This is a genomic window from Serratia sp. PF-27, assembly GCF_030053255.1.
GTDB classification, from domain to species: domain Bacteria; phylum Pseudomonadota; class Gammaproteobacteria; order Enterobacterales; family Enterobacteriaceae; genus Serratia; species Serratia bockelmannii.
The window spans coordinates 588,611-611,775 of record NZ_JASGBT010000021.1 but is presented as its reverse complement, the minus strand read 5'-3'; the positions used below and the strand labels follow the sequence as shown (position 1 = coordinate 611,775).

The window sequence follows — 23,165 nt, the reverse complement described above, 5'->3', positions numbered from 1 at the left end:
GTGAATATGGAGATAATCATGACTGATTCAGTATCCAACGATCGTAATCCCACCCCGGATGTGGCGGAAGACAACGCATTCTTCCCATCGCCTTACTCCCTCAGCCAGTACACCTCGTCCAAAACCGACTTCACGGGTGCCAGCTACCCGAACGCCTATCGCGGCGGCAAGTGGAAGGTGCTGATGATCGCCTCGCAGGAGCGTTACCTGCTGATGCAAAACGGCAAGTTCTTCTCCACCGGCAACCATCCGGTCGAGATGCTGCTGCCGATGTATCACCTGGATCTCGCCGGTTTCGAGATCGACATCGCCACGCCGTCCGGCGATCCGGTGAAGCTGGAGATGTGGGCGTTCCCGCATGAAGATGAAGCGGTCAAGGCCACCTACGAGAAGTACCGCAGCCAACTCAAGCAGCCGAAAAAGTTGACGGAAGTGGTGAAGGATCTGGATGGCGGCAACTACCTCGGCGTTTTCATTCCCGGCGGCCACGGCGTGCTCAATGATATCCCGTTCAGCGAAGAGGTGAAAAAGACCCTGCACTGGGCGCATGACAACGATCGGTACGTGATTTCGCTGTGCCACGGGCCGGCCGGTTTGCTGGCGGCGGGCATCGGCGAGAACAAAGAGGATTTCCTCTATCGTGGCTATGAGATGTGCGTGTTCCCGGACTCGCTCGATACCGGCGCCAACATCGACATCGGCTATATTCCCGGTCCGATGCCCTGGCTGGTGGGCGAACGCCTGCGCGAGCGGGGCGTTAAGATCGTCAACGCCGACATCACCGGCAAGGTGCATAAAGATCGGCGCCTGCTGACCGGCGACAGCCCGCTGGCTTCCAACAACCTCGGCAAACTGGCGGCAGAGACGCTGCTGGCCGACGTCGCCACGCGATGAGCGACGAGATCGCGCAGCACGCTTTCCAGACGGCGCTGGCGATGGACCACGAGCGAACCCTGTCCGCCATTCAGGGGCGGGTTCGCGCCTTCGCCGCGCCGTTCGGCTTCGATCGCTTTGTGCTGTTTTCCGCTTCCGCCACGGCGGAGGCGGGGATCGAGCATATCTACTGGGTCGAGGGCGACTGGTTCGGCGACGGCGAGGCCGTCGATGCGTTGACCTACGTGCGGCACTGCCCGGTGACCCGGCACATGCTGCGGGCCAGCGAGCCGTTCTTCTGGACTAAAACCCGGGCGCAGCAGGGCGAGCGCTATCGGATTGTGCGCACGCCGCGCGGCGCCGGCCTGCACGGCGTGCAGATCCCGGTGTTTGGCCCGGCCGGTTTGGAGGGGGCCGTCAGCCTGGGGGGCGAGCGCATCGACACCTCGCCGCCGGTGCGGCTGGCGCTGTCGCTCGTGGGTTCGGCGGCCTTTCTGGCGGCGCGGCGGCTGTTCGAACCGGCAGCCGGTGAGGGGGGGAGCCGGCTGTCGGCGCGCGAGCGCGAGGTGCTTAGCTGGACCGCCATTGGCCGGCGGCAGGCGGATATCGCCGCGATGCTCGGCCTGTCTGAACGCACGGTGGAAAACCACCTGCGGCGTATTCGCCAATGCCTCGGCGCCGCCACCACCGCGCAGGCGATCGGCGTGGCGATCCGCCTGGGGGAGATCGCCCCCGAGCGCCGTTAGCCCGTCGCCATTTGCCGCAGCAACCATTCGCGCAGCGCAATGATATCGGGGCGCTGCGCAGTTTCTTCGGTGGCCATCAGATAGTAGTTGGCGCCGGGTAACGCCATCTCGAACGGCGCGGCCAACACGCCGCGCTGCAACAAATCGCGTGCCAGCAGCCGGCTGGCGATCACTACCCCCTGGCCGGCCACCGCCGCCTGCAGCGCATGGGTTTCGTCGCTGAAGGTCAGCCCGGCTTCCACATTCAACCCTTCCGGCCCGTAGCGCCGCCGCCAGTTTTCCCAGGTCGGCGCGTCGGCGGGCACCTGCCGATGTTCCACGTGAAACAGCGTCACCCGCTGCAAATCTTCGATGCGCTCCAGCGCCAGCGCCGGGCTGGCCACCACGATAAAACGATCCTCATGCAGCAAGGTGCAGTGCAGATCGCTTTCCGGTGTTTCGCGGTAGCGGATGGCGACGTCCACGGTGCGCTGGCTGAGATCGACCCGCTCGACGCTGGTGTGCAGGCGCAGATCGATGGCAGGAAACTCCGCCTTGAAATCGGCCAGGCGCGGCACCAGCCAGTGGGTGAGAAAATTGGAGGTGGTGGTGACGGTCAGCGCCGGCGGCTGCTGGGCGCGGGTGATTTGGGCGACGGACTGCTCCAGCGCGGCGAAGGCGCGCTGGGTGCCGGCATACAGGATCTCGCCGGTCTCGGTCAGGCTGACGCCCTGCGCGCTGCGCTCGCACACTCGGCATTCCAGCACCGACTCCAGCAGCTTGATCTGGTGGCTGACTGCCGTCGCGCTGACGCCCAGCGCTTCGGCGGCATGTTTAAAGCTGCGGCAGCCGGCCACGGCGTGGAAGGCGCGCAGCGCGCCCAGCGGCGGCAAACGGGTTTTTCTCATGGCTGAATTATTCTCATCCAAGGCTGAAAACTATGAGTTTGTCTGAGCGATTATACAAGAGATAGGCTACTGACATGTGAACAGGGAAATGAATTTATTTCATCATTTCCATCATGTCGGGAGTGAACGATGAGCCTTTATATCAACAACGGTGCCCTGGGCGCCATGGCACACACGGGAGCGGCGGCGAGCGCCCTGGCGCTCAGCGTGCCGGCCGCGGCAGGCGCCTTGCTGCTGAAGACCGAAAATCTGCTGGGCATCAGCGCGCCCCTGATGCTGCTAACGGCATTGGCGCTGGCGTTTCTCGGCGGCGCCGCACTGGCCCGTCTACGGCCGCTGCGGAACCGGCCTGCGCTGGCGATTCTCCGCTACGGCTTTTTACTGGCAGCGGTGGGGTGGCTATTGACGCTGCTGATGCTGTTCGGCGGCCATGATTGGCCGGCCCTGCTGGCGGGCATCGTCCTCGGCGGTCTGGGGCAGGGCGTCGCCTACCGCACGGCAGTGGGGGAGAAAGCGGCGTTCGCCGTGGCGTGCAGGCTGACGACGGTGGTGACTAGCGTGGCCGTAGTGGTTGCCGTTTCGCTGGTGCAAACCTATGCCGCGCCGGGGATAAAGGGAGCCTGTTTCGCGCTGGCGTTGCTGGTCGACCTGGCGCTGCTGGGGGCATTGATGGCGCGGGTTGCGGAGCGGGATGGGGCCTGAGACATTGCGGAGGGATAAAGGCCTGCCTGGGGGCGGGCCTTTTGGTGCTTGTGGAGATTGTTGAGTAGGTGATCCGCCGGGGCAGTTTTGTGCCAGGAGCGGACACCGTAAAAACCAAGCATATTGATTACTTAGCGGCAGTTCAGAATCACGAAAAGCACATTAAAGATTGGCACGAGGTATCAGTAGAGCTTACAGTTGCTGCCATAATTTTTACCAAGCAATTGGGGGGGGGAATGGCACGCCGAATTGAATTGCAGGGCATAGCTAATGCTCTTAATGAGAGCTTTGTGAGCCGTAACAACGATTTTAAAGGATACTGGGCTATTGGTCAGTTAAAGTTATTGGCTATCAATAACAAACTCACTACGATAGATTTTTTCCTTACTCCCCCTAAAAGCTTACCGCACTTTAATCTGAGACATTATGTTGAACTCCACTATGTAGGCATGCTTGGACATTTGTTAAGAAAGCAACAAATTCCTGATATTTGGGTCAGTGAAGCTAGTATTACGCTCGATTTTAACGTTAATGCTAAACACGAGCAGTTGAATAAATGCTCAACCGCAGGTGAGCCTTTTCAGTGCCGTTGTCAGATAATTGATGACACTGGTCGCTGTTACTCTTCGGTTGTTTATGGTCGGAGCCAAGTTCACTCATCTGTAAAAGAACTAAAACGACTCGAAAAATAACTGTATAAAAATCAGCTGAAGTTCCACTCCTCGCTCATAGCGGATTTTCTCTCCAAGTGCTGGTCCGCCTGGCGCCAGAAGCGAACTATCGTTTTGCCATACCAAATAAGCCTCAGTGCGATGAAACAAATACCGACGCAGGCTGCGCGGGCGGAATGGCGAAGTGACGCTGCATGCGTTTTATCTCCTCTGCCGGTGGCAGGCCAAAAAGACGCTTGAATTCGCGGTTAAATTGCGATGGGCTTTCATAGCCAACGGCGTAACTCGCGGCGGCGGCGGTGATTTGTTGGCGCACCATCAGCATTCGTGCCTGGTGCAGGCGTACCGATTTCACATACTGCATTGGCGGCATCTGCGTTATCGCTTTGAAATGGCTATGAAAGGTCGGCACGCTCATGCCGGCCATCATCGCCAGCTGCGTCAGCGTTAACGGCTCCGCGTAAGCGGCATGGATGTGCTGCAACGCTTTACCGATTTTGCCAAACTGCCCCTGCAAGGCCAGCGCGGCACGCATTGCGTTGCCCTGTGCGCCTGTCAGCACGCGGAAATAAAGCTCACGCACCCGCGCCGGGCCGAGGATCGCCGCCTCAAGCGGGTTGGTCAGGACGTCAAGTAAGCGAAGTACGGCCATTTTTACCGCGCCGTCCATGGGGCTCGACATCATGCTTTGCGGCGCGACGGGAGGATGCGGGGCGCCATGCTGTTCAATCTGCAACATCAGTTCCGCGGCAAGCTGAAAATCCAGATGCATATAAATCGCCAGCAGCGGATGTGCTGCCGACGCGTCGGTTTCCATCACAAACGGCACCGGCACCGAAACCGCCAGGTAGTGCTGCTCATCATATAAATAGGTCTGTTGACCGAAATAGCCGCGTTTGCTGCCCTGGCAGACGATCACGATCCCCGGATCGTAAAGCACCGGCGTTCTGGCAAGCGGGCGATCGGAACGCAAAATTCGCACATCAGGTAGGGCAGTGAGGTTGTACCCCTCTTGCACCGCAAGTCTATTCATCAGGGCAATCATGTCGGACATCCCGTCACCTCATAAAATCAGGCAAGAAAAAGAGAAAATACGGCCTAAAAATACGGCAGGGAAGAGAATACCATGCAACCTTCATGGTTCATGGGAGTTCTTTTTATGGCATCTGCAAAAACGATTTTAATTACCGGCGTCAGCAGTGGCTTTGGTCAGGCGCTGGCGCGAGAAGCCCTCGCCGTGGGGCATCGGATTGTAGGGACGGTGCGCAACAGCGAAGCACTGCAGGCTTTCGGTGCGCTCGATACGCAGCGGGCTTTTGGCTATCTGCTTGATGTCACGGACGTTGAACGTATTGATGAGGTGGTTGGAGAGATAGAGTCCGCCGTCGGTCCGATAGATGTGCTGGTGAACAATGCCGGTTACGGCCATGAAGGCATTCTGGAAGAATCCCCGCTTGCAGAGCTGCGCCGCCAGTTTGACGTCAATGTGTTTGGCGCGGTGGCGATGATCAAAGCCGTGCTACCGGGCATGCGCCAGCGCCGTCGCGGCCACATTATCAATATCACCTCAATGGGCAGTTTCATTACCTTACCCGGTATCAGCTATTACTGCGGCAGCAAATTTGCACTGGAAGGGATATCAGAAACGTTAAGTAAAGAGCTTGCCCCGTTCAACCTACACGTGACCGCAGTGGCGCCCGGCTCGTTTCGAACGGACTGGGCCGGGCGTTCAATGGTACGCAGCCCTCGCCGTGTCCCTGACTATGACGCGCTATTTGAACCTGTTCGTCAGGCGCGCCAGGAAAAAAGCGGCAAGCAACTCGGCGATCCGATTAAGGCGGCTCACGCCATGCTGGCATTGATCGAGAGCGGGAACCCGCCAACGCATCTGTTGTTAGGCAGTGACGCATTAAGTTTGGTGCGGCAAAAGCTCGAGGCGCTAGGTCAGGAAATTGAACAATGGGAGAAACTCACCCGTTCAACGGATGGCTGAACGGTGTCGGGTAGAGAGAGCGCAGGGGATAATTGAGTATAACCGCCCAACAGCAAAAAGCCCGCTCAGGTTTCCCTGAGCGGGCTTCTCTAAATATGGCTCCTCTGACTGGACTCGAACCAGTGACATACGGATTAACAGTCCGCCGTTCTACCGACTGAACTACAGAGGAATCGTGTGAACGGGGCGAATAATAGCGAGGCGCCGTCGGCATGTCAAAGGCGGATTACACATTCTGTGACTGTTTGCTTACAGAATGCGCAACCCGTTGAGTTTTTTGGCAGATTTAGCCCTCGGGCGCCCGCTGCAGGCGCAGCTGATAGCGGTAAACGCCGGCGGTGAGCAGGTAATCCCGGTGCACGCTCGGGCTCCAGGAATCGTCGCCGCCCACCCCCATGTGGAAGCCGTCCAGATGCAGCCAGGTGCCTGCTTCCGGCTGCAGCAGGTGCTGGTGGCTGCAGGCCATCAGCTGTTGCAGGCCGTAGCGGCTGAGCGAGAAGTGGAAGCGGCCGTCGATGCGCCAGCCGCCGTAGCGCAGGCTGCGGGTGTCGCAGCGCAGGCCGTTCTCGCCGGGGAAAATATACGGTGTGTGCAGTTCCGCCAGCGGCAGGCGCCAGCGCCCTTGCTGCGCGGCCAGGCGGCGATCCGGGTAGTTCTCGTGCGGGCCCAGGCCCAGCCATTCCGCCTGCGGCTGCACCGTTGCCAATTGGCAGTGCAGGCCGATGCGCGCCGGCGGCGGCAGGGCGTCGGCCACCTCGACCTCCACGCTCACGTTCACCGCGCCCAGCGCATCGAACAGCCACTGTTTGCGGCCGATCAGCAAAATTTGCCCGTCCACGCCGAACTGGTGTTCGCTCACCACCTGCACGCCGTTTTGCAGCGCATCGGCCTGCAGCCGCGTGCAGCGCTCCTCCAGCCGGTACAGGCCCGCCAGCTTCCAGCGTTCGACCCAGGCGTTGGGATCGATATGGTCCGCCTCGCTGACGCCGATGTCGTTATCGATCGGCGCGCGCACAAAGCCGTCGCGCAGCGGCGTCAGCAGCTGCGGCTGCTCGTTCTGCCACCACTGCGTCAGGTGGCCGCTGCTGCGCTCGAAGCGCCAGCGCTGGTCGCCGTGGGTAAGCGTCAGCCCCTGATCGTCTTCAGTCAGCGTGGGCGGCACGCCCTGCGCCGGCGGCGGCGCGGGATGCAGCGCGCGCGGCACCCGCCACTGATCCCAGGCGCAGCGGTGGTGCGCTTCGGACCAGTCGGTGGCCTGCGGCTGCACCACCTCCACGTTCAACCACAGTTCGCCGGGCTGATGCAGCATCGGCAGGCGATCGAGCAGGGTGAAGCGAGTGCTGCCCTGCGGCGGCAACGCCAGATCGAAGCTGCCGCTGGCGCGCTCCACGCCGTCCAGCTCCAGCCGCCAGTTGAGCTGCTCGTTGTCGGTATGGCGGAACAGGTAATCGCTGGTGACGGTCAGCGTCAGCGAGGCGGCGTCGAAGGCGAAGCGGAACAGCTGCTGCGCCCGCTGCGCTTCGAACAGCGCCGGGTGAGGGGTGCGATCCGCGAACACCAGCCCGTTCAGGCAGAATTGGCGATCGTTGGGGGTGTCGCCGAAGTCGCCGCCGTAGGCCCAGAACTCTTCGCCGCGCTCGTCGCGTTTGATCAACGCCTGATCGACCCAGTCCCAGACAAAGCCGCCCTGCAGGCGCGGATAGTGGTGGAATGCGCGCCAGTAGCGCTCGAAACCGCCGAAACTGTTGCCCATCGCATGGGCGTATTCGCACAGGATCAGCGGGCGCTGTTCCTCCGGCAGGCCGATCCACTTGCCGAGCGCCCATTTGGGCACCGCCGGGAACGGCTGATCCTGATCCACTCTGGCATACATCGGGCAGATGATGTCGGTAGCGGCGGTGTCAGCGCCGCCGCCTTCATATTGCACCGGGCGGGTCGGATCCTGGCTTTTCACCCAGCGGTACAGCGCATCGTGGTTCACGCCGTGGCCGGACTCGTTGCCCAGCGACCAGATAATGATGCAGGGGTGGTTGCGATCGCGCTGCACCATGCGGGTAACGCGCTCGCTCATCGCCGGCAGCCACAGCGGATCGTCAGCCAGGCGGTTCATCGGCTGCATGCCGTGGGTCTCGATATTGGCTTCGTCCACCACGTACAGCCCGTAACGGTCGCACAGCCGGTACCACAGCGGGTGATTGGGGTAATGCGAGCAGCGCACCGCGTTGAAGTTGTGCTGCTTCATCAGCAGGATGTCGTGGCGCATCGTCGCCTCGTCCATCACCTGGCCGTGGCGCGGGTGATGCTCGTGGCGGTTAACGCCGCGGATCAGCAGCGGCTGCCCGTTGAGCTTCAGCAACCCGCCGCTGATTTCCACCTGGCGGAAGCCGACGTCATAGGCCTCCACCTCGATAATCTCCCCCTCGGGCGAGAGCAGGGCGACGGTGGCGCGATACAGCGCGGGCGTTTCGGCGCTCCACAGCGCCGGGCGTTCCACCGGCAGGCGCAGCGTGACGCGATCGTTATAGGCGCCGCGCTCGTCCACGATCTTGCTGCCGAGCGGCTGGGTGCGTTCGGCTACCCGCGCGCCATCGCGCCACAGCTGAACCTGCACCTGCAGCGGGCCGGGCCGGTTGGCGCGCGCCGTCACCACCAGTTCGCCGCGGGTAAAGCGGTCATGCAGCGGCGTGGTGATGCACACATCGCTCAGGTGCGCGGCGGGTTTGTGCAGCAGGCTGACGTCGCGGAAGATGCCGCTCATGCGCCACATGTCCTGATCTTCGAGATAGCTGCCGTCGCACCAGCGCAGCACCATCACCGCCAGCCGGTTTTCTCCCGGCTGCAGCCACGGGCTGAGATCGAACTCTGCCGGCAGGCGGCTGTCCTGCGAATAGCCGACCCAGTTGCCGTTGCACCACAAATAGAATGCCGAGTTGACGCCGTCGAAGATGACGCGCGTCTGGCCGGCGGCCAGCCAGGCCGGATCGACGCTGAAGGTGCGCGAGTAGCAGCCGGTGGGGTTGTCTGCCGGCACGCGCGGCGGATCGACCGGGAACGGGTAGCGCACGTTGGTGTAAATCGGCGCATCGTAGCCGGCGAGCTGCCAGTTGCCCGGCACCGCCAGCGGGGCGGCGTCCGGCAGATCCTGCTGCAGCCAGCCTTCCGGCGCCGCCTCTGGGCGCGGGAAATAGCTGAAGCGCCACTCGCCGTTCAGCGACCGGCGGCTGGCGCTGGGGGCATCGTCGCGCGCGTCTTCCACCGTGCGCCAGCTGGCGAACGGCGGGTGAGCGTCCAGTCGGCGGTAGTGGGTGCAGGCCGGGTTTTGCCAGTCACGGCGGGCGAGGATCTCGGTCAGGGAAGCAAGGGGCGCAGCGGGCATCGGCGATCGTCCAGTCGGCTAGGTGATGCTCACCAAGATGCTGACCGGCGCATAAAAAGTAAAGCGGTTACACGCAACCTTGCAAGGGCGATCAAATAACCGTTAATGCGGTTCGCCGGCGCGGTAGATCCGCTGTGGGCGGCCGACCTTGCCGTAAATGATCTCGGCGCGCAGCTGCTGCGCGGCGGTGCAAAACTCCAGATAACGGCGCGCGGTGGTGCGGCTGAGCCCCATTTTTTGCGCAACGCTTTCAGCGGTGTGGCGCGCGGCGGGTTCGGCAAACAGCGCGCGGACCTTGCCCAGCGTCAGCTCGTCGATGCCGGCGGGCAGCGCCGCCTGCTGTTCGCCGCGGGCGTAGGTGTTGAACATCTCGTCGATGCGGCGCTGGTTGAGGCGCGCTTTGTCCTTCAGCGCTTCGCGGCGCTGGCTGAAGCGCTGCAGGGTCTGGCTCAGCCGGTCATAGGCCAGCGGTTTGATCAGGTAGTCGAACACGCCGTAACGCAACGCCTCGGCCACGGTGGCCATGTCGCTGGCGGCGGTGATGAACACGATGCCGCCGCGATACCCGCTCAGCGTCAGTTCGCGCAGCAGGGTGATGCCCTGGCCGTCGGGCAGAAAGTTGTCCAGCAGGATCAGGTCCGGCTTGAAGCGCTCGGTCATGGCGCGCGCCTGCGCCAGGGTGCCGGCCAGCCAAATCTGGCGGCAGCCGCCGTTCTGGCGGATAAACTCCGCGTGCATTTCCGCCAGCGGCGTTTCGTCTTCAACGATCAGGATGTTCAGCCATTCCATAATGAAACCTACTATTGCAATCAAGATGCTAAATGAATGTAAGTAAATTGCGGCGCCAAATAAAGATTATCTCAATAATAAACACCATAAGATTAATTAAGCAAATAAAGAACATTAAATAACTTATTAACCGGGATCGGTTTGTGAAATAGGTCAATAATCGGCGTTTTTTTTCTGTTTACCATTGATTTGTCGAACGCGAGACGGCGTTTATCTCCATGGTTTTTAAGGTTTTAATTATTCTTGTTGATGTTAATTAAAATGCTTTTTTGTATTTAATTTGTTGTTTGTCAGTTAACCCAGAGAGCGTGTTATGTTAGGCGATGCCGTATTTAATCGGGTAAAGCGATCGGATCATAAAGCGATTTCGGAAATAAGCGCCTTCTTGCGCAGTAACGATCTGAATATCGACACCACGGTTGAAATATTTATTACCGTTACCCAGCACGACAAATTGGTCGCCTGCGGCGGCATCGCCGACAATATTATCAAATGCGTCGCCATCAGCCCGCTGATGCGCGGCGAAGGGTTGGCGCTGGCGCTGGCGACCGAGCTGGTGAACCTGGCCTACGAGCGCCATCACACTCAGCTGTTTATCTACACCAAGGTGCAGAACGAGCCGCTGTTCCGCCAGTGCGGTTTCTACCCGATCGCCACCGTGCCGGGCATCGTGGTGCTGATGGAAAACAGCCCGTGCCGCCTGAAGCGCTACGCCGCCCAACTGGCGAGCCAACGTCGGCCGGGCGATACCATCGGCAGCATCGTGATGAACGCCAACCCCTTCACCCGCGGGCATCAGTATCTGGTGCGTCAGGCGGCCAAACGCTGCGACTGGCTGCACCTGTTTCTGGTAAAGGAAAACACCTCGCGCTTCAGCTATGAAGACCGGCGCCGGCTGGTGCTGGCCGGCACCGCCGATATTCCCAACCTCACGGTACACGAAGGCTCGCAGTACGTGATCTCGCGCGCCACCTTCCCCTGTTACTTCATCAAGGATCAGGGCGTGGCCGACGACTGTTACACCGAAATCGATCTGAAGATCTTCCGCCAGTATCTGGCGCCCGCGCTGGGCATTACCCACCGCTTTGTCGGCAACGAGCCGTTCTGCGCGGTGACCGCGAAATACAACCGCGACATGCGCTACTGGCTGGAAACGCCGGCGCTGCCCAGCCCGCCGATCGCGCTGGTGGAAATCGAGCGTTTGCAATATCAGGGCACGGCGATCTCCGCCTCCTGGGTGCGCAAGCTGCTGGCGGCGGGGGACTTCCACGCCGCCGCGCCGCTGGTGCCGCCGGACACCCTGTACTACCTGCAGGATCTGCAAACGCAGCGCCGGGCCAAGGCGGCCCCGCATCCTTTTGAGTCCGCACAATCAGGTGAATGATGAAAATTATCCGAGAAGCAATGGCCGGCACGCTGGAATCCAGCGATGTCATGGTGCGCATCGCGCCCGCCGAGGGGCCGCAGCACGATCTGTTGATCGCCAGCAGCGTGGAAAAACAGTTCGGCACGGCGATCCGCCGCACCCTGCTGGAGGTGCTGCAGCGCTATGAGGTGGAGCCGGTGCAGGTGATCGTCGACGACAAGGGGGCGCTGGACTGCGTGCTGCGCGCCCGGCTGGAAACCGCGCTGATGCGCGCCTGCGAGGGCGGCCAACTGCCGTGGGAGGCGAAAGATGAAAACGCTGAATAAAACCCGGCTGCGCCGCAGCATGCTGTTCGTTCCCGGCGCCAACGCGGCGATGGTCAGCAACGCCTTTATCTACCAGGCCGACGCCCTGATGTTCGATCTGGAAGACTCGGTGATCCTGCGTGAAAAAGACGCGGCGCGCCGGCTGGTGTACCACGCGCTGCAGCATCCGCTGTATCAGGAGGTGGAAACCATCGTGCGCGTCAATGCGCTCGACTCCGCCTACGGCCTGGCGGACCTGCAGGCCGTGGTACGCGGCGGCGCGGACATTGTGCGCCTGCCGAAGACCGACAGCGCGCAGGACGTTGTCGACATGGAACGCGAGATTGCCGCCATCGAAGTGGCCTGCGGCCGGCCGGTCGGCAGCACCGGGCTGCTGGCGGCGATCGAATCGGCGCAGGGCATCACCCACGCGGTGGCGATCGCGCACGCTTCGCCGCGGCTTATCGGCATCGCGCTGGGGGCGGAAGACTATGTGCGCAACCTGCGCACCGAACGCTCGCCGGAGGGCATCGAGCTGCTGTTCGCCCGCTGCTCGCTGCTGCAGGCGGCGCGCGCCGCCGGCATTCAGGCGTTCGACACCGTCTACTCCGACGCCAACAACGAAGCCGGCTTCCTGCAGGAAGCGGCGCTGATCAAACAGCTCGGCTTCGACGGCAAATCGCTGATTAACCCGCGCCAGATTGAGCTGCTGCACAACCTGTACGCGCCGACCGCCAAAGAGGTGGCGCACGCGCAGCGGGTGGTGGACGCCGCCGAAGCGGCGGAGCGGGAAGGGCGCGGCGTGGTGTCGCTCAACGGAAAAATGGTCGACAGCCCGGTGATTGAACGCGCCCGGCTGGTGCTGGAGCGCGCCGCGCTGTCCGGCTTACGGGAAGAACCGGCGCAGCACGGGGAGGAAGCATGATGAACCGCCAACAACGATTGATGACCTTCGCTAACCCGGCGGATCTGCCGGGCTATCAGGACGTGTCCAAAGCCAACCTGCAGGCGCGCAAACCGCGCGATCTCAAGCTGTGCGATTCCTTGCAGGAAGCGGTGCGCCGCAGCGGGCTGCAGGACGGCATGACCATCTCCTTCCACCATGCGTTTCGCGGCGGCGATTTGACCCTCAATCAGGTGATGGAGACGCTGGCGGCGATGGGGTTCCGCAACCTGACGCTGGCCTCCAGCTCGCTGACCGACTGCCATGCGCCGCTGGTTGAGCATATCCGCCACGGCGTGGTGAGCCGCATTTACACCTCCGGGCTGCGCGGCCCGTTGGCGGACGCCGTTTCGCGCGGCCTGCTGGCGGAGCCGGTGCAAATTCACTCGCACGGCGGCCGGGTCAACCTGATCGAATCCGGCGAGCTGAAGATAGACGTGGCCTTCCTCGGCGTGCCGGCCTGCGATGAGTTCGGCAACGCCAACGGCTACAGCGGTGAAGCCTGCTGCGGCTCGCTCGGCTATGCGCGGGTGGACGCCGAGGCGGCGGGCACCGTGGTGCTGCTGACCGAGCAACTGGTGCCGTATCCGCATCATCCCGCCAGCCTGGCACAGGATCGGGTGGATCTGATCGTGCAGCTGGAGCGGGTGGGCGATGCCGACAAGATCGGCGCCGACGCCACGCGCATGACCTCGAACCCGCGCGAGCTGCTGATCGCCCGCCGCGCCGCCGAGGTGATCGCAGGTTCCGGCTACTTCACCGAAGGGTTCTCGCTGCAAACCGGCACCGGCGGCGCCTCGCTGGCGGTGACCCGGTTCCTGGAAGACAAGATGCGCGCCCGCGGCATCCGCGCCGCGTTCGCCCTCGGCGGCATCACCTCGACCATGGTGGATCTGCACGAGAAAGGGCTGATCGGCAAGCTGCTGGACGTGCAGAGCTTCGATCGGGCGGCGGCGACCTCGCTGGCGCGCAACCCGCGCCATATCGAAATCAGCGCCAACCAGTACGCCAACTTCAGCTCCAAGGGCGCGTCGGTCGATCGGCTCGACGTGGTGGTGCTGAGCGCGCTGGAAATCGACACCGGCTTCAACGTTAACGTGCTGACCGGCTCCGACGGCGTGCTGCGCGGCGCGTCCGGCGGCCACTGCGACACCGCCGCCGCCGCGCGGCTGGCGATCATCGTTGCGCCGTTGGTGCGCGGGCGCATCCCGACGCTGGTGGAGCAGGTGACTACCTGCGTCACGCCGGGCTCCAGCATCGACATTCTGGTGACCGACCACGGCATCGCCGTCAATCCGGCGCGGCCGGAGCTGGCGCAGCGCCTGCGTGAGGCCGGGCTCGAGGTGGTGAGCATCGACTGGCTGCGCGCCCGCGCGCTGCAGCTGACCGGCGAACCGCAGCCGATCGCCTTTACCGACAAGGTGGTGGCGGTGGTGCGCTACCGCGACGGCTCGGTGATCGACGTGGTGCATCAGGTGGCGGAGTAAACGATGGCCGCCGTCGATCCCCAACTGGCCGCCGAACGTGCGGTCAGCCTGCCGGAGCTGCTCACCAGCCGCGAATGCCGCCAGGCGCGCCAGCAGGCGTGGCTGGCGCAGCACGAGTGCACGCTGCTGGTGCTGACGCTGGTGGTGCCCGGTTCGGTGAAGGACAGCGCGTTGACGCGCGGCATCTTCAACCTGGGGTGGGCGGCGCTGCTGCGGCTGTGCGCCGAACAGGGTTGGCCCAGCCCGCAGGCCGAGGCGCTGGCGCTCGCCACCGGCTGCGAAGGGTTTGTGGCGCTGCGCGCCGATGCCCAGCGGGTGAAAGACTGCGCCATGCAGCTGGAGGTGAGCCGCCCGATCGGCCGGCTGTGGGATATCGACGTGCTGGATACGCGGGGGCGCATTTTGTCGCGCCGCGACATCGGCCTGCCGGAACGGCGCTGCCTGCTGTGCGGCCAACCGGCCAAGATCTGCGCCCGCCAGCGGCGGCACAGCAGCGAGCAGCTGCTGCATGAAATGGAAAGGATGTTCAACGATGCGATCTCTGCCGATTAATCTGCCTGCCCGCCGCACCGAGCCGGCCTGCGACTTCGCCCGCGCCGCTTTCCGCGCGCTGCTGGTGGAGGTCAACCTCACGCCCAAACCGGGGCTGGTGGATCGCCATAATACCGGCGCCCACCGCGACATGGATCTCGGGCACTTCTACCGCAGCGCCCGTGCCATCGGCGTGTGGCTGCCGCGCTTTATCCAACGCGGGCGCGAAGACGCCGTTTTGCCGGCAGAGCAGCAGCTGGCGCGGCTGCGGCCGCTTGGCCTGGCCTGCGAAAACCAGATGTTTCGCGCCACCGGCGGCATTAACACCCACAAGGGCAGCGTGTTCTCGCTCGGGTTGCTGTGCACCGCCTTCGGCCGCCTGCAGCAGCAGGGCCGCGCCATCGGCGCCGAAGCGCTGTGCGCCGAGGTGGCGGCGATGTGCCGGGGGTTGGTGGAGCGCGAGCTGCGGCGCAATAACGCCGGGCAGACCGCCGGCCAGCGGCTGTTCGCCGCGCACGGGCTGAGCGGCGCACGCGGCGAGGCGGAGGCGGGTTTCCGGCTGGTCATTGACGGCGCGCTGCCGCTGTATCGGCAACGGCTGGCCGCCGATGGCGACGAACAGCGGGCGCTGCTGGACAGCCTGCTGTGGCTGATGGCCCACAACGACGACACCAACGTCGCCTCGCGCGGCGGCCTGCACGGGCTGCGCTGGCTGCGGCGCCGGGCGGCCTGGCTGCTGGCGCAGGGCGGCTCGGCCGGGGAAGCGGGCCTGGCGCGTCTGCAACGCTTCGATGCCGACTGCATCGCCCGCAACCTCAGCCCCGGCGGCAGCGCCGACCTGTTGATAGTGACCTGGCTGCTGGCGCAGCTGGGTGCCCAAGAATAATAACCAAGCCTTCAGGAGAGTCCCAATGTCCCAAACCCAGGAAAAGATCTGGAAAGCGATAGCGCCACTGGCGGTGCTCGCGATCCTGTTATTGATACCGGTGCCCGACGGCATGCCGCCGCAGGCCTGGCACTACTTCGCCATCTTCGTGGCGATGATCGTCGGCATGATTCTGGAGCCGATCCCGGCCACCGCCATCAGCTTTATCGCGGTGACCGTCAGCGTGCTCAGCGCCAACTGGGTGCTGTTCGGCGCGCAGGAGCTGGCGGAACCGGGCTTCAAGGCCGGTAAAGAGGCGCTGAAATGGGGGCTGGCGGGCTTCTCCAGCACCACCGTCTGGCTGGTGTTCGGCGCCTTTATCTTCGCGCTGGGCTACGAGGCCACCGGGCTGGGGCGGCGCATCGCGCTGTTCCTGGTGAAGTTCATGGGCAAGCGCACGCTGACGCTGGGCTATGCGGTGGTGATCATCGATATCCTGCTGGCGCCGTTCACGCCGTCCAACACCGCGCGCACCGGCGGCACGGTGTTCCCGGTGGTGAAAAACCTGCCGCCGCTGTTCGATTCTTTCCCTAACGACCCCTCTTCACGCCGCATCGGCGGTTACCTGATGTGGATGATGGTGGTCGGCACCAGCATCAGCTCCTCGATGTTCGTCACCGGCGCCGCGCCGAACGTGCTGGGCATCGAGTTCGTCGGCAAGATCGCCGGGGTGCACATCAGCTGGATGCAGTGGTTCCTGGCGTTCCTGCCGGTCGGCCTGCTGCTGCTGATCATCGCGCCGCTGATCTCCTACTACCTGTACAAACCGGGCGTGACCCACAGCAGCGAAGTGGCCGCCTGGGCGGATACCGCGCTGGGGGAAATGGGCAAACTGACGCGCAAGGAATACACCCTGATCGGCCTGGTGTTGCTCAGCCTGTGCCTGTGGGTGTTCGGCGGCAAAATGCTGGACGCTACCGCAGTGTGTCTGCTGGCGGTGTCGCTGATGCTGGCGCTGCACGTGGTGTCGTGGAAAGAGATCACCAAATACTCCAGCGCCTGGAACACGCTGGTTAACCTGGCGACGCTGGTGGTGATGGCCAACGGCCTGACGCGTTCCGGCTTTATCGACTGGTTCGCCCAGACCATGAGCACCCACCTGGACGGCTTCTCGCCGAACATGACGGTGGTGGCGCTGGTGCTGGTGTTCTACTTCGCCCACTACCTGTTCGCCAGCCTGTCGGCGCACACCGCCACCATGCTGCCGGTGATCCTGGCGGTCGGTAAAGGGCTGCCGGGCGTGCCGATGGAGCAGCTGTCGATGCTGCTGGTACTGTCGATCGGTATCATGGGCGTGCTGACGCCGTACGCCACCGGGCCGGGGGTGATCATCTACGGCTGTGGCTACGTGAAATCGAAAGACTACTGGCGCCTGGGCGGCATTCTCGGCGTGGTGTACATCGCCGCGCTGCTGCTGATCGGCTGGCCGATCATGAGCCTGTGGTACTGAGTTGAAGCCACGCGGCCACCGCCCGGTGGCCGCGGTTACGATCCTTTCCCGTGAACCCTGTCACACACTTGTCACACTAACCCCGCCATCATACGCAGGCAAACGCTAACACCTTAAAAATAATCATTTTCCGGGAGCCTCTGCGGATGAGAAAAAAAACGTTATTGCTGTGCCTGCCTTTGTTATTCACCGGGAACGCGCTGGCGGACGCCGGCGGTTATCAATTGGAACAGGTGCTGGTGATGAGCCGCCATAACCTGCGCGCGCCGCTGGCCAACAACGGCAGCGTGTTGGCGCAGTCCACGCCGAAGGCTTGGCCGGCCTGGGAAACGCCGGGCGGCCAACTGACCACCAAGGGCGGGGTGCTGGAAGTGTATATGGGGCACTACTTCAACGCCTGGCTGAAGCAGACCGGCCTGTTGCCGCAAGAGGGCTGCCCGACCGCCGGCAGCGTGTACGTCTACGCCAACAGCCTGCAGCGCACGGTGGCCACCGCGCAGTTCTTCAGCAACGGTGCGTTCCCTGGCTGCGACGTCAGCGTGCATCATCAGGACAAGATGGGCGAGATGGATCCGACCTTCAACCCGATCATCACTGACACCAGCGAAGCCTTCAACCAGCAGGCGCTGGCGGCGATGAACGCCGCGCTGGGATCGCTGAAGCTGGACGCCTCTTACCAACAGCTGGCGAAGATCATCGACTACAAGGATTCCGCCGCCTGCAAGACCGACAAACACTGTGACCTGACCAAAGAAGCCAGCGTGATGAGCGCGGTGCCGGGCAAAGAGCCGGGCGTCTCCGGCCCGCTGCGGGTGGGCAACTCGCTGGTGGACGCCTTTATGCTGCAGTATTACGAAGGTTTCCCGATGAAAGAGGTGGCCTGGGGCAAAATCGCCACCCCGCATCAGTGGCAGCAGCTGGCGCAGTTGAAAGACGGCTATCAGGATTCGCTGTTCACCTCGCCGGTGGTGGCGCAAAACGTCGCCAAACCGCTGCTGACCTACATCAACAACGCGCTGCTGGGCGAGCGCAAACCGGACGCGCCGAAGTTGACGGTGCTGGTCGGCCACGATTCCAATATTGCCTCGCTGCTGTCGGCCATGCAGTTCCAGCCGTATCAGCTGCCGCAGCAGTACGAGAAAACGCCGATCGGCGGCAAACTGGTGTTCCAGCGCTGGCGCGACGCGCAGAACGACCGTGAATTGCTGAAGATTGAGTACGTCTATCAGTCCACCGAACAGCTGCGCAAGGCGACGCCGCTGACGCTGCAAACCCCGCCGCAGCGCGTGACGCTGGCGCTGAAAGGCTGCCCGATCGACAAAGACGGCTTCTGTGCCTGGAGCGATTTCGAAAAGACCATGAAAGGCATCTTGTAATGCCCGGCCTCTCTTCCGATCGCGGGGGAGAGGCATAGGCGCGGCTGCCGGGGGATTGTGCTTGAATCCCCTCAACCGATCACCTAGCATTTCGTTAGGTGTAACGGGGAGAGAAAACCATGCGACCATCCATTGTTCTTGCAGAACATCGCCAGGCGATCCGAAAAACGGTTGGGCTGTTCCCTGCGGCCAATCCGCGGATTTTCGGCTCGGTGCTGCATGGCACCGATCGGGAGGGCAGTGATTTGGATCTGTTGGTCGATGCATTGCCGGGTGCCACGTTGTTTGATCTGGGAGGGCTGCAGTCGGAACTGGAAGCGCTGCTGGGCATTCAGGTGGATCTGCTGACGCCGCTCGATTTGCCGCCGACCTTTCGTCAGCAGGTTTTGGCGGAGGCCCAACCGGTATGAAAGATGCGCGGTTGGTCGATTATCTGAGCCACATGCAACAGGCGGCGCAGGATGCCTGTGATTTCGTTGATGGCTTGGCGGCGGCAGATTTTATCGAAGATAAACGCACTCAGCAGGCGGTCATTATGAGCCTGATTATTATCGGTGAAGCCGTGACGAAAATCATGGATGGCAGCCCCGCGTTTACGCAACGCCATCCTGAAATCCCCTGGCGAAACATGCGCGGCATGCGTAATCGCATTGCGCACGGTTATTTTGATATCAACCTTGAAGTGGTCTGGGCGACGGTGCAAACGGCGTTGCCGGAACTGCTTACACAGCTGTTGGCGGTACGCCAGGATGCTGAGAAGTTAAACGACGGTGATTAAGCTTTCTTTGGACAGTGACTCTGGTTCCTGCCGGAGCCCCACTTTTATCCGCAATATCGAATTTTTCACGCCGGACGGCTATCCGGGCCAGGTGGCGCGCTGCCATTTTGCGCTGGCGGAGTATCGCGACGAGAGTTTTTCCGAGGCGGGCTTTGCGCTGCCGGATCATCTGGCGCGTGCGGTGCCGAAGCGCCGTGCGGAGTATCTGGCCGGGCGTGTTCTGGCGCGGCAACTGTTGGCGCCGCTCGGTTTTGCCGATTTCACCCTGGCGCGCGGCGAAGATCGCGCGCCGCAGTGGCCGCCGGGTATCGCCGGGGCGCTGAGCCATAATTCGGATACCGCGTTGTGCGCCGTGCACCGCGAGAGCGGGCTGAGTGGCGTTGGGTTGGATGTGGAGACGCTGCTCTCCGACGTGCGGGCGGAGGAGCTGTGGGGGGCGATCGTTTCGGCGGGGGAGCGCGAGGCGTTACTGCGCGAGGCGCTGGCGTTCAACGAACTGCTGACGCTGACGTTTTCCGCCAAAGAGAGCCTGTTCAAGGCGCTTTATCCGCAGGTGCGCTGTTACTTCGATTTTCTCGATGCGCGCATGGTCGCCGTGGATACGCAGCGGCAGACGTTTGTATTAGCGTTGCTTAAGACCTTGACGCCAAATTGCCCCGCCGGCCGCCGGTTTAACGGGCGTTTTTGGCGTGAAGGTGACGATGTCACGACTTTTATTTTTTGCTAAAACATAATAATAACAGTGTGTTATTTCTTGCGGCGCCGTAACGCGGATGTGCCGCGGCGGGCGGAAAGATTCATTCATCGGAGATTGACCCACGGTGGGGTTCCGGTGTAGTTTATTCTCCTTTTATGGCTAATGATAATTATTCGCATAAACATTATCATTGGTAAGGCGCAACAAAGGAGTGGTCTTGTGGCGACACTGACGACAGAAAACCAAACCTTCCCCGGGTTTGTGTACGCCGAACAATCGACCTTTTTGTACCGGTCCGAATTCCGGTCCCTCTCCGCTGACGGTGTGTTTGAGCGTATCGAAACGCCGGCGTTCGGTGGCGAGCAGGAAGGCAGCGCGCTGGCGCAGCATATTCGCCAGGCGCTGGCGCGCGCCAAAGCCGCCGGCCAAGAGACGCCGGTGGTGGTGGGCGCCATTCCGTTCGATACGCGCCGGCCTTCCTGCCTGTACGTGCCTGAAAACTGCCAGTTTGTCGCCAACGACAGCTTTACCCGCGCCGCGCGCCCGATGCTGCAACAGCCGCATCGCCTGGCCGCCTGCACCAGCATTCCGGACGAACCGCGCTTCAAGCACGCGGTGGCGGAAGCGGTCAGCCGTTTTAAACAAGGCAAGCTGGACAAGGCGGTGCTGTCGCGCATCCTCGACATCGAGCTGGAGCAGCCGGTGGCGGGCCACCAGATCCTCAATAACCTGATGGTGCAGAACCCGACCGGTTATCACTTTTCCCTGCCGCTGGCCGATGGCGGCGTGCTGATCGGCGCCAGCCCGGAGCTGCTGATCCGCAAGCAGGGCGGCGAGATCCACACCAACCCGCTGGCGGGCTCGGCGCGCCGTCAGGACGATCCGCAACAGGATCGCCTCGGCAGCGAGCGCCTGATGCGCTCGACCAAAGACAAATACGAACACAAGCTGGTGATCGACGACATCCGTCGGCACCTGGCACCGCTGTGCGCCAGCCTGAGCGTGCCCAGCGGCCCGTCGCTGCTCAGTACCGGCACCATGTGGCATTTGTCCACCCGCATTCGCGGCGAGCTGCTGAACCCGAATCTCAACGTGATGCAGCTGGCCTGTCTGCTGCATCCGACGCCGGCGCTGTGCGGCTTCCCGACCGAGAGCGCCCGCCAACTGATCGCCGATCTGGAACCGCACGATCGCGGCCTGTTCAGCGGCATCGTCGGCTGGTGCGACGCCAACGGCGACGGCGAGTGGGCGATCGTCATCCGCAGCGGCCTGCTGCGCGGCAACCGGGTGCGGCTGTTCGCCGGCGCGGGTATCGTCGCCGCCTCGACGCCGCAGTCCGAGTGGCTGGAAACCGCCGCCAAACTGGGCACCATGCTCAACGCTTTCGGCCTGAACAGCGGCGCGCTGTAGGGCCACTTTGCGGCGCAGCGCGCGCCGCATCCTATCCTTTTCGCAGGAGACAACGATGAACAACAATATGACCCGGCTGTGCGCCCGGATGGCGGTGCGCGCATGAGCATTCAGATGGATTTCACCGGCAAACGCGTGTGGGTGACCGGCGCGGCGCGCGGCATCGGCGAGCAGATCGCCCGGCATTTTTTGACGCAGGGCGCCGAGGTGGTGGGGTTTGACCGCGAGTTCGCCAACCCGGATTTGCCTTACCCTTGCGTGACGCTGGACATCAGCCGGCCGGAGCAGGTGGAGGCGGTGTGCCGCCAACAGCTGGCGGAGAACCCGCAACTGGACGTGTTGGTCAACGCCGCCGGCATTCTGCGCATGGGCAATACCGAAGATCTGAGCGTGGATGACTGGCATCAGTGCATCAACGTCAATGCCTCGGGGGCGTTTTACCTGTTCCGTGCCGTGCTGCCGCACTTCAAGGCGCAGCGCAGCGGGGCGATCGTCAGCATCGGCTCCAACGCCGCGCACGTACCGCGCGCGCAGATGGCGGCCTACTGCGCTTCCAAGGCGGCGCTGACCAGCCTGAACCACTGCGTGGGGCTGGAAATGGCGCCGTTCGGCGTGCGGTGCAATCTGGTGTCGCCGGGCTCGACCGACACGCCGATGCAGAGGGGCATGTGGCAAACCGACGATGCGCAGCAACGCACCATCGCCGGCTTCCCCGAGATGTTCAAGCTGGGGATCCCGCTGGGTAAAATCGCTCGCCCGGACGAGATCGCCAACGCGGTGTTGTTCCTGGCCTCCGACCTGGCCAGCCACATCACCATGCAGGACATCGTGATCGACGGCGGCGCCACGCTGGCCGCCTGAGTCAGACCCGCTGGCGGCGCAGCAGGTGCTGCGCGCCTTCCGCCGCCAGCAGCAGCACCGCCAGCCAGATCGCCAGATAGGTTGGCCATTCGCTTTGGCTGATGCTCTCGCCGAGCAGCAGCGCGACGATCACCAGCAGCACCGGTTCCACATAGCTCAGCAGGCCGAACAGGCTGAACGGCAGCAGGCGGCTGGCGAGGATATAACACACCAATGCCACGGCGCTGATGACGCCGAGTAGCGGAATGCGCCAATACAGCTCGGCATTGATCGACAGCGCCGCCGCGCCGCCGTCGCCGAAGGCGAACCAGGCCGCCGCCGGCAGCATCAGCGCCAGCTCGCACCACAGCCCGCCGAGATTATCGGTGCCGAAACGCCGCCGCAAAATAAAGTAGAGCGGATAGCCCAGCGCCACCACCAGCGTCGGCCATGATACGCCGCCCGCCTGATACAGCTCATTGCCCACCCCCACCATGGCGCACGCCACCGCCAGCTTTTGCAGCAGCGACAGCCGATCGCGGTAGATCAAACGGCCCGCCAGCACCATGGTCAGCGGCAGCAGAAAATAGCCGAGCGATACGTCGAGCGCCTTGCCGTGCAGCGGCGCCCACAGGAACAGCCACAGCTGCACCCCCAGCAGCGCCGAGGTGAGCAGCAGCCCCAGCAGGCGCTGCGGCCGTTGGCCGATCCCGACCAGCGTGTCGCTCACCCTGCGCCAATCGCCGGACAGCGCCATGAACAGCGTCAGGAACGGCAGCGTCAGCAGCGTGCGCCAGCCGTAGACCTGTTCGCCGTTCAGCGGGGTGAGGGTAGAGGTGAAGTAATACATCGCGCCGAACAAGATGGAGGCGACGACCGAAAGAGTGATGCCCTTAATCACACGCATTCCTGGTGAGTGATTGATTTTATGGCGGCTACTGTAGAGAAATTTGCCGCCAACGACAATGGCGTTGCCGGGCGCTGGACAATCGGCGGCGGCGGGTTACAATGACTACTGTG

The 23,165-nt window shown here is 62.9% G+C and carries 23 protein-coding genes and 1 tRNA gene; 18 read left to right on the top strand and 6 right to left on the bottom strand.

The features are described from left to right. The first annotated feature begins 18 nt into the window (after window positions 1-18). Window positions 19-894, top strand: a complete 876-nt coding sequence (hchA, locus tag QMZ29_RS17960; protein ID WP_016927070.1) for a glyoxalase III HchA — start codon at window positions 19-21, stop codon at window positions 892-894. Further along, window positions 891-1,619 carry a PA1136 family autoinducer-binding transcriptional regulator gene (locus QMZ29_RS17955; RefSeq protein WP_261427100.1) on the top strand — a complete coding sequence of 243 codons (729 nt, stop codon included), beginning with the start codon at window positions 891-893 and terminating at the stop codon, window positions 1,617-1,619. Before hchA ends, QMZ29_RS17955 begins: the two co-directional genes overlap by 4 nt. Here QMZ29_RS17955 and QMZ29_RS17950 read toward each other — a convergent pair. Beyond that, the gene (locus QMZ29_RS17950; RefSeq protein ID WP_141998484.1) at window positions 1,616-2,506 is read right to left on the bottom strand and encodes a LysR substrate-binding domain-containing protein; all 891 of its coding nucleotides are present in this window, start codon (window positions 2,504-2,506) and stop codon (window positions 1,616-1,618) included. The genes QMZ29_RS17955 and QMZ29_RS17950 overlap by 4 nt on opposite strands. Window positions 2,507-2,635: 129 nt before the next feature. On the opposite strand from QMZ29_RS17950, the gene QMZ29_RS17945 reads away from it, so the two are divergent. Beyond that, complete coding sequence (locus QMZ29_RS17945) at window positions 2,636-3,208, top strand: hypothetical protein (RefSeq protein WP_261427101.1); 573 nt, start codon at window positions 2,636-2,638, stop codon at window positions 3,206-3,208. Between the two features lie 89 nt (window positions 3,209-3,297). Beyond that, on the top strand, window positions 3,298-3,900 hold the full coding sequence (locus tag QMZ29_RS17940) for a hypothetical protein (protein ID WP_261427102.1): 603 nt from the start codon (window positions 3,298-3,300) through the stop codon (window positions 3,898-3,900). A gap of 112 nt (window positions 3,901-4,012) precedes the next feature. On the opposite strand, the gene QMZ29_RS17935 is transcribed toward QMZ29_RS17940, so the two are convergent. Then, complete coding sequence (locus QMZ29_RS17935) at window positions 4,013-4,933, bottom strand: AraC family transcriptional regulator (protein ID WP_063989297.1); 921 nt, start codon at window positions 4,931-4,933, stop codon at window positions 4,013-4,015. A gap of 105 nt (window positions 4,934-5,038) precedes the next feature. Here QMZ29_RS17935 and QMZ29_RS17930 point away from each other — a divergent pair, with 105 nt between their 5' ends. After that, window positions 5,039-5,872 (top strand): oxidoreductase, encoded by an 834-nt coding sequence (locus QMZ29_RS17930; RefSeq protein ID WP_261427194.1) that lies wholly within the window; start codon window positions 5,039-5,041, stop codon window positions 5,870-5,872. A gap of 96 nt (window positions 5,873-5,968) precedes the next feature. Here QMZ29_RS17930 and QMZ29_RS17925 read toward each other — a convergent pair. The 3 genes from QMZ29_RS17925 to dpiA all read right to left on the bottom strand — a co-directional run bounded on the left by QMZ29_RS17925 (window position 5,969) and on the right by dpiA (window position 10,037). Then, a tRNA-Asn gene (locus QMZ29_RS17925) sits at window positions 5,969-6,044 on the bottom strand. A 114-nt stretch (window positions 6,045-6,158) separates the two neighbouring features. Beyond that, window positions 6,159-9,248 carry a beta-galactosidase gene (locus tag QMZ29_RS17920; RefSeq protein ID WP_261427103.1) on the bottom strand — a complete coding sequence of 1,030 codons (3,090 nt, stop codon included), beginning with the start codon at window positions 9,246-9,248 and terminating at the stop codon, window positions 6,159-6,161. Window positions 9,249-9,350: 102 nt separating this feature from the next. Then, window positions 9,351-10,037 (bottom strand): two-component response regulator DpiA, encoded by a 687-nt coding sequence (gene dpiA / locus QMZ29_RS17915; RefSeq protein WP_021505854.1) that lies wholly within the window; start codon window positions 10,035-10,037, stop codon window positions 9,351-9,353. A 313-nt stretch (window positions 10,038-10,350) separates the two neighbouring features. Between dpiA and citC the strand changes: the two genes are divergently transcribed. The 13 genes from citC (at window position 10,351) to dhbA (ending at window position 22,166) form a co-directional block, all read left to right on the top strand. Continuing rightward, window positions 10,351-11,421: a [citrate (pro-3S)-lyase] ligase gene (citC, locus tag QMZ29_RS17910; protein ID WP_004940809.1), complete on the top strand. Its 1,071-nt coding sequence runs from the start codon at window positions 10,351-10,353 to the stop codon at window positions 11,419-11,421. Further along, window positions 11,421-11,729, top strand: a complete 309-nt coding sequence (gene citD, locus QMZ29_RS17905; RefSeq protein ID WP_060433540.1) for a citrate lyase acyl carrier protein — start codon at window positions 11,421-11,423, stop codon at window positions 11,727-11,729. The genes citC and citD overlap by 1 nt, the downstream gene beginning before the upstream one ends. Continuing rightward, window positions 11,713-12,633 (top strand): citrate (pro-3S)-lyase subunit beta, encoded by a 921-nt coding sequence (gene citE, locus QMZ29_RS17900; protein ID WP_089181086.1) that lies wholly within the window; start codon window positions 11,713-11,715, stop codon window positions 12,631-12,633. The genes citD and citE overlap by 17 nt, the downstream gene beginning before the upstream one ends. Continuing rightward, window positions 12,633-14,138 (top strand): citrate lyase subunit alpha, encoded by a 1,506-nt coding sequence (citF, locus tag QMZ29_RS17895; RefSeq protein ID WP_004940815.1) that lies wholly within the window; start codon window positions 12,633-12,635, stop codon window positions 14,136-14,138. Before citE ends, citF begins: the two co-directional genes overlap by 1 nt. Before the next feature lie 3 nt (window positions 14,139-14,141). Continuing rightward, complete coding sequence (gene citX, locus QMZ29_RS17890) at window positions 14,142-14,690, top strand: citrate lyase holo-[acyl-carrier protein] synthase (RefSeq protein WP_261427105.1); 549 nt, start codon at window positions 14,142-14,144, stop codon at window positions 14,688-14,690. Next, window positions 14,671-15,555, top strand: coding sequence for a triphosphoribosyl-dephospho-CoA synthase CitG (gene citG / locus QMZ29_RS17885; protein ID WP_197833438.1), 885 nt, complete (start codon window positions 14,671-14,673; stop codon window positions 15,553-15,555). Before citX ends, citG begins: the two co-directional genes overlap by 20 nt. A 25-nt stretch (window positions 15,556-15,580) precedes the next feature. After that, window positions 15,581-17,044, top strand: coding sequence for an anion permease (locus tag QMZ29_RS17880; RefSeq protein WP_004940821.1), 1,464 nt, complete (start codon window positions 15,581-15,583; stop codon window positions 17,042-17,044). Between the two features lie 146 nt (window positions 17,045-17,190). After that, window positions 17,191-18,420 (top strand): bifunctional glucose-1-phosphatase/inositol phosphatase, encoded by a 1,230-nt coding sequence (gene agp / locus QMZ29_RS17875; protein WP_043143150.1) that lies wholly within the window; start codon window positions 17,191-17,193, stop codon window positions 18,418-18,420. A 119-nt stretch (window positions 18,421-18,539) separates the two neighbouring features. Next, the gene (locus tag QMZ29_RS17870; RefSeq protein ID WP_049204986.1) at window positions 18,540-18,830 is read left to right on the top strand and encodes a nucleotidyltransferase family protein; all 291 of its coding nucleotides are present in this window, start codon (window positions 18,540-18,542) and stop codon (window positions 18,828-18,830) included. Further along, window positions 18,827-19,198 carry a HepT-like ribonuclease domain-containing protein gene (locus tag QMZ29_RS17865; RefSeq protein ID WP_043143151.1) on the top strand — a complete coding sequence of 124 codons (372 nt, stop codon included), beginning with the start codon at window positions 18,827-18,829 and terminating at the stop codon, window positions 19,196-19,198. The genes QMZ29_RS17870 and QMZ29_RS17865 overlap by 4 nt, the downstream gene beginning before the upstream one ends. A gap of 7 nt (window positions 19,199-19,205) precedes the next feature. After that, window positions 19,206-19,925, top strand: coding sequence for a 4'-phosphopantetheinyl transferase family protein (locus QMZ29_RS17860; protein ID WP_261427110.1), 720 nt, complete (start codon window positions 19,206-19,208; stop codon window positions 19,923-19,925). A 189-nt stretch (window positions 19,926-20,114) separates the two neighbouring features. Next, window positions 20,115-21,305 carry an isochorismate synthase gene (locus tag QMZ29_RS17855; protein WP_049208719.1) on the top strand — a complete coding sequence of 397 codons (1,191 nt, stop codon included), beginning with the start codon at window positions 20,115-20,117 and terminating at the stop codon, window positions 21,303-21,305. Window positions 21,306-21,407: 102 nt separating this feature from the next. Further along, window positions 21,408-22,166: a 2,3-dihydro-2,3-dihydroxybenzoate dehydrogenase gene (dhbA, locus tag QMZ29_RS17850; protein ID WP_025303452.1), complete on the top strand. Its 759-nt coding sequence runs from the start codon at window positions 21,408-21,410 to the stop codon at window positions 22,164-22,166. A gap of 1 nt (window position 22,167) precedes the next feature. Here dhbA and rarD read toward each other — a convergent pair whose 3' ends face one another. Then, window positions 22,168-23,046 (bottom strand): EamA family transporter RarD, encoded by an 879-nt coding sequence (gene rarD, locus QMZ29_RS17845; RefSeq protein WP_049295949.1) that lies wholly within the window; start codon window positions 23,044-23,046, stop codon window positions 22,168-22,170. Window positions 23,047-23,165 lie beyond the last annotated feature (119 nt).

Excerpts from the sequence above, each read along its gene's own strand:
- citE (WP_089181086.1), top strand. The coding sequence starts at position 11,713 with ATGAAAACGCTGAATAAAACCCGGCTGCGCCGCAGCATGCTGTTCGTT.
- citX (WP_261427105.1), top strand. The coding sequence starts at position 14,142 with ATGGCCGCCGTCGATCCCCAACTGGCCGCCGAACGTGCGGTCAGCCTG.
- citC (WP_004940809.1), top strand. The coding sequence starts at position 10,351 with ATGTTAGGCGATGCCGTATTTAATCGGGTAAAGCGATCGGATCATAAA.
- dhbA (WP_025303452.1), top strand. The coding sequence starts at position 21,408 with ATGAGCATTCAGATGGATTTCACCGGCAAACGCGTGTGGGTGACCGGC.
- QMZ29_RS17880 (WP_004940821.1), top strand. The coding sequence starts at position 15,581 with ATGTCCCAAACCCAGGAAAAGATCTGGAAAGCGATAGCGCCACTGGCG.
- QMZ29_RS17865 (WP_043143151.1), top strand. The coding sequence starts at position 18,827 with ATGAAAGATGCGCGGTTGGTCGATTATCTGAGCCACATGCAACAGGCG.
- citD (WP_060433540.1), top strand. The coding sequence starts at position 11,421 with ATGAAAATTATCCGAGAAGCAATGGCCGGCACGCTGGAATCCAGCGAT.
- QMZ29_RS17870 (WP_049204986.1), top strand. The coding sequence starts at position 18,540 with ATGCGACCATCCATTGTTCTTGCAGAACATCGCCAGGCGATCCGAAAA.
- hchA (WP_016927070.1), top strand. The coding sequence starts at position 19 with ATGACTGATTCAGTATCCAACGATCGTAATCCCACCCCGGATGTGGCG.
- QMZ29_RS17935 (WP_063989297.1), bottom strand. The coding sequence starts at position 4,933 with ATGTCCGACATGATTGCCCTGATGAATAGACTTGCGGTGCAAGAGGGG.
- QMZ29_RS17955 (WP_261427100.1), top strand. The coding sequence starts at position 891 with ATGAGCGACGAGATCGCGCAGCACGCTTTCCAGACGGCGCTGGCGATG.
- QMZ29_RS17920 (WP_261427103.1), bottom strand. The coding sequence starts at position 9,248 with ATGCCCGCTGCGCCCCTTGCTTCCCTGACCGAGATCCTCGCCCGCCGT.
- citF (WP_004940815.1), top strand. The coding sequence starts at position 12,633 with ATGAACCGCCAACAACGATTGATGACCTTCGCTAACCCGGCGGATCTG.
- QMZ29_RS17945 (WP_261427101.1), top strand. The coding sequence starts at position 2,636 with ATGAGCCTTTATATCAACAACGGTGCCCTGGGCGCCATGGCACACACG.
- QMZ29_RS17930 (WP_261427194.1), top strand. The coding sequence starts at position 5,039 with ATGGCATCTGCAAAAACGATTTTAATTACCGGCGTCAGCAGTGGCTTT.
- QMZ29_RS17950 (WP_141998484.1), bottom strand. The coding sequence starts at position 2,506 with ATGAGAAAAACCCGTTTGCCGCCGCTGGGCGCGCTGCGCGCCTTCCAC.
- citG (WP_197833438.1), top strand. The coding sequence starts at position 14,671 with ATGCGATCTCTGCCGATTAATCTGCCTGCCCGCCGCACCGAGCCGGCC.
- dpiA (WP_021505854.1), bottom strand. The coding sequence starts at position 10,037 with ATGGAATGGCTGAACATCCTGATCGTTGAAGACGAAACGCCGCTGGCG.
- agp (WP_043143150.1), top strand. The coding sequence starts at position 17,191 with ATGAGAAAAAAAACGTTATTGCTGTGCCTGCCTTTGTTATTCACCGGG.